1 pseudogene is annotated in these 898 nt (G+C 64.7%); it reads right to left on the bottom strand.

From position 1 onward, the window contains the following. Window positions 1-846: pseudogene (locus IFT82_RS20330) on the bottom strand (IS3 family transposase); the annotation flags it as partial. Window positions 847-898: the final 52 nt, after the last annotated feature.

Genomic DNA, 898 nt, shown 5'->3' with positions numbered 1-898 from the left:
CGGGCGGACGCCGCATGACGAGGGCCTTGCGCAGGGCCGCGAGCGCCAGGTCGCGGTGCAGGCGGTCGCCGACGGCCCAACCGACGACGCGGCGGGAGAAGAGGTCGATGACCACCGCCAGATAGAGCCATCCCTCCCGCGTCCAGACATACGAGATGTCCACGCCCCATTTCTGGTTGGGTGCCGTCGTGGTAAAATCCTGGTCGATGATATTCGGCGCGACTGGCCAGGCGTGTTCGCTGTCGGTGGTCCGCTTGAACCGCCGCTTCTGCCGCCCGCGCAGGCCGTTCTCGCGCATCAGCCGCGCCGTGCGCCTGCGTCCGATGGCGAAGCCGTCATCCTGCAATTCGCGCGTCATGCGCGGACTGCCATAGGTGCCGTTCGACAGCGCGAACGCCGAGCGGACATGCGCCAGCATCACCATGTCGTCACGCTGACGCCGGCTGGCCGGGCGATCCTTCCAGGCGAAATAGCCGCTCTGGCTGACGCCGAGCACCCGGCAGAGGCGGTGGACCGGGAAATCCTTCTTCGCCCGATCGATGAGCTGGAACCTCATCGACTTCCCTCCCGGGCGAAAAAAGCGGTCGCCCGCTTCAATATGTCACGCTCCTGCCGGAGGATTTCGTTCTCCCGCCGAAGGCGCTTCAACTCGGCAGCCATATCTGCCTGCGGCGCTTTATCGGGTATCTCCGCCAGACGATCCCGACTGCGGCTGATCCAGCGCACCAGCGTCGATAACCCGACACCCAGATCCTCCGCTATCTCCCGTTGCGTGCGACCGCTGGTCGTCACCAGTCGTACCGCTTCGTCTTCAAATTCCTTCGTGAACCGTCGCTGCTTCGTCATCGAGTTCGCCTTTCACCTCAGGGGAACTCTCCACTTTTCCGGGGCAAGTCCA

Origin of the sequence: Sphingomonas sp. CFBP 8760, from assembly GCF_014841615.1 — a bacterium.
Classification (GTDB): Bacteria; Pseudomonadota; Alphaproteobacteria; order Sphingomonadales; family Sphingomonadaceae; genus Sphingomonas.
Note: the sequence above shows the minus strand (reverse complement) of the source record. Positions and strands in the feature narration are given on the sequence as shown.